The organism is Pseudomonas sp. CM25, from assembly GCF_013179705.1.
Taxonomy (GTDB): domain Bacteria; phylum Pseudomonadota; class Gammaproteobacteria; order Pseudomonadales; family Pseudomonadaceae; genus Aquipseudomonas.
In genome coordinates, this window is sequence record NZ_JABMCW010000344.1 from 1 (window position 1) to 5,479 (window position 5,479).

The window sequence follows — 5,479 nt, forward strand, 5'->3', positions numbered from 1 at the left end:
TTGCGGCCCAGCTTCTGGTCATTGCGCACTGGCGCGGCAGCGACCGCCACTTCAGCGCCCTCCTCGCTCAGTTGCTCGCTTTCCAGGCCAGGGGCCGGGGCATGCTGGAACTGCATGCGGCTGGCCAGCTCCTCGGCCTCGCGGCGCAGGCGGGCTTCCTCTTCGACCGGGTCTTCGCGGCGAACCTGGACGTGCGACAGCACACGGATGGTATCGCGCTTGATCGACTCGAGCAGTTCCTGGAACAGGCTGAACGACTCGCGCTTGTACTCCTGCTTCGGGTTCTTCTGCGCATAACCACGCAGGTGGATACCGTGACGCAGGTGGTCCATGGTCGACAGGTGGTCTTTCCACAGATCGTCCAGCACACGCAGCAGGATCTGCTTCTCGAAGGTGCGCAGGGCGTCGATACCGGCCTGGTCTTCCTTCTCGGTGTAGGCCGTGGTGATTTCGCTGAGCAGCCGCTCGCGCAGGGTCTCTTCGTAGAGGTGATCGTCCTCGTCGAGCCACTGCTGGATCGGCAGCTTCATGGCGAAATCGCTGGCCAGCGCAGCTTCCAGGCCGGCCACGTCCCACTGCTCGGGCAGCGACTGCGGCGGAATGTGCTGGCTGATGGTAGCGTCCAGCACTTCCTTGCGGAATTCGACGATGGTGTCGCCGATGTTCTCGGCGGCCAGCAGGCTGTTGCGCATGTGGTAGATCACCTTGCGCTGCTCGTTGGCCACGTCGTCGTATTCGAGCAATTGCTTACGGATGTCGAAGTTGCGGCCTTCGACCTTGCGCTGGGCCTTCTCGATGGCGTTGGTGACCATGCGGTGCTCGATGGCCTCGCCCGACTGCATCCCCAGCGCCTTCATGAAGTTCTTCACCCGGTCAGAGGCGAAGATGCGCATCAGGCTGTCTTCCAGCGACAGGTAGAAGCGGCTGGAACCCGGGTCACCCTGACGGCCGGAACGGCCACGCAGCTGGTTGTCGATACGGCGCGATTCATGGCGCTCGGAAGCGATCACATGCAGGCCACCCGACTCGATCACCTGCTGGTGACGCTTCTGCCAGTCGGCCTTGATCTGGGCAATCTGCTCGGCCGTAGGGCTTTCCAGCGCGGCCACTTCGGCTTCCCAGTTACCGCCCAGCAGGATGTCGGTACCACGACCAGCCATGTTGGTGGCGATGGTCAGGGCACCCGGCGCGCCTGCTTGTGCGATGATCTCGGCTTCTTTTTCGTGATACTTGGCGTTGAGCACCTTGTGCTCGATGCCTTCCTGCTGCAGCAGGTTGGACATGTGCTCGGAGGTTTCGATGGTCGCCGTACCTACCAGCACCGGGCGGCCAAGGGTCATGCTTTCCTTGATGTCGGCAATGATCGCAGCGTATTTCTCGTCGGCGGTCAGGTACACCAGGTCGTTGAAGTCCTTGCGCGCCAGCGGCTTGTTCGGCGGGATGACCATCACGTTGAGCCCGTAGATGGACTGGAACTCGAACGCTTCGGTGTCGGCGGTGCCGGTCATGCCGGACAGCTTGGTGTACAGGCGGAAGTAGTTCTGGAAGGTGGTCGAAGCCAGGGTCTGGCTTTCGGCCTGGATGTTCAGGTTTTCTTTCGCTTCGATGGCCTGGTGCAGGCCCTCGGACAGGCGACGACCGGGCATGGTACGGCCGGTGTGCTCGTCGATCAGCAGCACCTGGCCGTCCTGGACGATGTACTCGACATTGCGATGGAACAGCTTGTGCGCGCGCAGGCCGGCATAGACGTGGGTCAGCAGGCCCAGGTTGTGCGACGAATACAGGCTCTCGCCCTCGGCCAGCAGGCCGGCCTGGGTGAGCATGTCTTCAATGTACTGGTGACCCGCTTCGTTGAGCTCGACCTGCCGGCTCTTCTCGTCGATGGTGAAGTGGCCTTCCTGGGTAACCTGGCCTTCCACTTCCTCGATGTGCTGCTTCAGGCGCGGGATCAGGCGGTTGATCTCGATGTACAGCTTGGAGCTGTCTTCGGCCTGGCCAGAGATGATCAGCGGGGTACGCGCTTCATCGATGAGGATGGAGTCGACTTCGTCGATGACCGAGAAGTTGAGTTCACGCTGGAACTTCTCTTCCTGGCTGAACGCCATGTTGTCGCGCAGGTAGTCGAAACCGAATTCGTTGTTGGTGCCGTAGGTGATGTCGGACGCGTACGCGGCGCGCTTTTCTTCCGGCGGCTGGAATGCCGAGACGATGCCGACCGACAGGCCGAGGAACTCGTACAGCGGGCGCATCCAGTTGGCGTCGCGGCGGGCCAGGTAATCGTTGACGGTGACCACGTGCACGCCTTTGCCCGACAGTGCGTTGAGGTACACGGCCAGGGTACCGACCAAGGTCTTGCCTTCACCGGTGCGCATTTCTGCGATCATACCCTCGTGCAGGGTCATGCCGCCGATCAGCTGCACGTCGAAGTGACGCATGCCCATCACGCGCTTGCCGGCCTCGCGCGCGACAGCGAAGGCTTCGGGCAGCAATTGGTCCAGTGTCTCGCCTTTGGCCAGGCGCTCCTTGAACTCTGCGGTCTTGCCCCGCAGTTGTTCGTCGGAGAGGGCCACCATCTTCTCTTCGAAGGCATTGACGATAGCTACCGTCTTGAGCATGCGTTTCACTTCACGCTCGTTCTTGCTTCCAAAAAGTTTTTTTAACAAAGGCGCAAACATATTGGCAGGATCTTCCACACGTAGGGATGGAGGGCGGCCCCATGAGTCGCCCGTGCAGCCCTAAGGCCGCATGCGAACGAGCATTCTACCCGGAAACGATGGTGAAGAAAGTGGTGGATTTCCACGATACTTTTACCGCGTTTTGGCAGGGGCTTGTCTTAGATAGGGGCATTGTCCCTGAGTTCAAGGCCTGGCTACATGAAAGGTATCGAGAATTAGTCTTATCTCGTCTTGCCTGTGTCGCCTCTTCTTGGCGGTTCGACGCGAAGAGGCCGGCACGGGCAGCTGAGGTGGTAGACTGCCGTTCTTGTAACCACATGCGTACCCCATGGCCTACAAACCCTCCCCCGCCCAGCCACCGTCCGCCCTGCTGCGCCAGGTGCGCCCGCTGCGCCTGCTGTTGAACCAGGCCGAGCGTCTGGAACACTTGCAGCGCCTGCTGGAAAGCCAGCTGCAACCCGCTGCCCGCGAGCATTGCCACGTGGCGTCGTGGCGCGATGGCACGTTGTTGCTGGTGGTAACCGACGGCCATTGGGCGACACGCCTGCGCTATCAGCAGAAGCGGTTGCTGGCGGCGTTGCAGGGCATGGAGGCATTCGGCAATCTCAGGCGAATTCTGTTCAAGGTCCAGCCCCCGCTGGTGCCGGCCAAGCGCGGTGGGCACATTGCTGAGCTGTCGAGCAGTGCTGCCGAAAGCTTGCGCGATACGGCGGAAGGTATCACCGACCCTAAATTGCGCGCGGCACTGGAACGCCTGGCATCTCACGCCTCGTTAAAGCCCTGACGCTCGATATCCGCCCTCCCGCAACTGATAGTTTTGCCAGTTTACGCAGCCTGCCGATGCGCCCGACTATTTGAACCCCGACACATGAGGTTCAATGCCATGAGCTACTTCTTTGATCACACCACTTTTGAGTCTGATGCCTGGAACGACTGGAGCGTCAATCCGACCTACAAGCATCTGGTCATTATCATCAAGGAAGAACACACAGACAACCACTGCCTGAGCTTCGCCCAGCACCTGCTGGGCACTACCATTTCGAAAACTTTCAGCGGGCTCACAAGTGGCACTGAGTATGTAATATCCGCGCGCGTGAAGCGTCTGGAAGGAAGCGACTTTGATCCAGAGCTCCGATGGACATTTGACGGCCATGATTCGGACACCGCCGAACGATTGACCAGTCAAGATTGGCACACCTACCGGGCGCGCTTTACCGCCTCAGGGGGCGAGCAGCGAGTAGCGCTGACCGTACGCAGCCTCCCGCCAATCCCAGATTCAGCACCGTCACCAGCCCATTTTCTACTAGATGAAATCTGGATTCATCCAAGCCAATGCGAAGAACTTTTTGACGGTTCCCCGCAACAGCTCATTCGCGAAGGCGCGAAGATTGATCGAGAAGTCATGACGATCCACTTCGTGTCGGGCGAAGGACAAGCAGGCATCCACAGATACACTTATCAGACCCCCGGAAAGCTGGAGAAAGAAGCCTTGGCGATGGGCATGGATGACAAGAAGCAGGAACTCAAGCTGGATCTGAACGGAGCGTTTTCCCAGGTCGATTTTCAACTGACCTGGCTTCAGGCTGATGCAAAAATCCAGTTTTTCAGCCCCTCGCACAAACCCTTGCATACGCTGGACTTGAAAAAAGTGGATGGCCTTGATCATTCGATAAATTATCGCTGCGGCGATGCAGAAACTATCGCCAGCATCGTGATCGAGGCTCAGGATCACATCTACATGGACTTCTTCAAATTCACCACACCGCTATAACTCAGGCCCTGGAACAGAATCCCCAATAAAAAAGGCCACCTCGCGGTGGCCTCAATGAACTAGAGAGTGTTCGAACTTACACCGCCGCAACAGGGCGCATGTAGGAGATCGGTGCCGTGCTGGCATCTTCGAACGTAACCACTTCCCAGGCATCGGTTTCAGCAATGAGCTTGCGCAGCAGCTGGTTGTTCAGCGCGTGGCCGGACTTGAAGCCCTTGAACTCGCCGATCAGGCTGTTGCCCAGCAGGTACAGGTCGCCAATGGCGTCGAGGATCTTGTGCTTGACGAATTCGTCTTCGTAACGAAGGCCGTCTTCATTGAGCACACCGTCCTCATCGACCACGATGGCGTTCTCGACACTGCCACCCAGCGCAAGGTTGTGCTTGCGCAGGTACTCGATATCACGCATGAAGCCGAAGGTACGGGCGCGGCTGACTTCCTTCACGAACGAGGTGCTGGAGAAGTCGACGCTGGCGCTCTGGGTCCGGTTGCGAAGCACCGGGTGATCGAAGTCGATCTCGAAGCTCACCTTGAACCCTTCGAAAGGCAGGAACGTGGCGCGCTTGTCGCCCTCTTCCACAGTTACCTCACGCAGGATGCGGATGAACTTCTTGGCTGCGTCCTGTTCTTCCAGGCCGGCAGACTGAATCAGGAATACAAAGGGTCCGGCGCTGCCATCCATGATCGGCACTTCCGAGGCGGAGAGCTCGACGTAGGCGTTATCGATGCCCAGGCCCGCCATGGCAGAGAGCAGGTGCTCGACCGTGTCGACCTTGACGTCACCGTTGACCAGCGTCGTCGACATGGTTGTCTCGCCGACGTTGGCCGCACGCGCAGGGATCTCGACCACAGGGTCGAGGTCGGCGCGGCGGAAGACGATGCCGGTGTCCACAGGTGCAGGCTTGAGGGTCAGGTAGACCTTCTCACCGGAGTGCAGGCCGATACCTGTGGCACGGATGGTATTCTTCAGGGTGCGTTGTTTAATCATGGCATTGGCCGCTTCAGCGCAAATTGCGAACAGGTATCAACAAAG

4 protein-coding genes are annotated in these 5,479 nt (G+C 59.3%); 2 read left to right on the plus strand and 2 right to left on the minus strand.

Annotation, left to right across the window (positions count from 1 at the left end; translation table 11 throughout):
- Positions 1-2,675, minus strand: a 2,675-nt coding sequence (gene secA / locus HP546_RS25010) for a preprotein translocase subunit SecA (RefSeq protein ID WP_172230920.1), incomplete at its 3' end; no start/stop codon positions are given.
- Between the two features lie 328 nt (positions 2,676-3,003).
- On the opposite strand from secA, the gene HP546_RS25015 reads away from it, so the two are divergent.
- Both HP546_RS25015 and HP546_RS25020 read left to right on the plus strand, forming a co-directional pair.
- The gene (locus HP546_RS25015; RefSeq protein WP_172230923.1) at positions 3,004-3,459 is read left to right on the plus strand and encodes a DUF721 domain-containing protein; all 456 of its coding nucleotides are present in this window, start codon (positions 3,004-3,006) and stop codon (positions 3,457-3,459) included.
- Between the two features lie 99 nt (positions 3,460-3,558).
- Positions 3,559-4,446 carry a hypothetical protein gene (locus tag HP546_RS25020; protein ID WP_172230927.1) on the plus strand — a complete coding sequence of 296 codons (888 nt, stop codon included), beginning with the start codon at positions 3,559-3,561 and terminating at the stop codon, positions 4,444-4,446.
- A gap of 76 nt (positions 4,447-4,522) precedes the next feature.
- On the opposite strand, the gene lpxC is transcribed toward HP546_RS25020, so the two are convergent.
- Positions 4,523-5,434, minus strand: a complete 912-nt coding sequence (lpxC, locus tag HP546_RS25025) for a UDP-3-O-acyl-N-acetylglucosamine deacetylase (protein WP_016488957.1) — start codon at positions 5,432-5,434, stop codon at positions 4,523-4,525.
- Positions 5,435-5,479: the final 45 nt, after the last annotated feature.

Excerpts from the sequence above, each read along its gene's own strand:
- lpxC (WP_016488957.1), bottom strand. The coding sequence starts at position 5,434 with ATGATTAAACAACGCACCCTGAAGAATACCATCCGTGCCACAGGTATC.
- HP546_RS25015 (WP_172230923.1), top strand. The coding sequence starts at position 3,004 with ATGGCCTACAAACCCTCCCCCGCCCAGCCACCGTCCGCCCTGCTGCGC.
- HP546_RS25020 (WP_172230927.1), top strand. The coding sequence starts at position 3,559 with ATGAGCTACTTCTTTGATCACACCACTTTTGAGTCTGATGCCTGGAAC.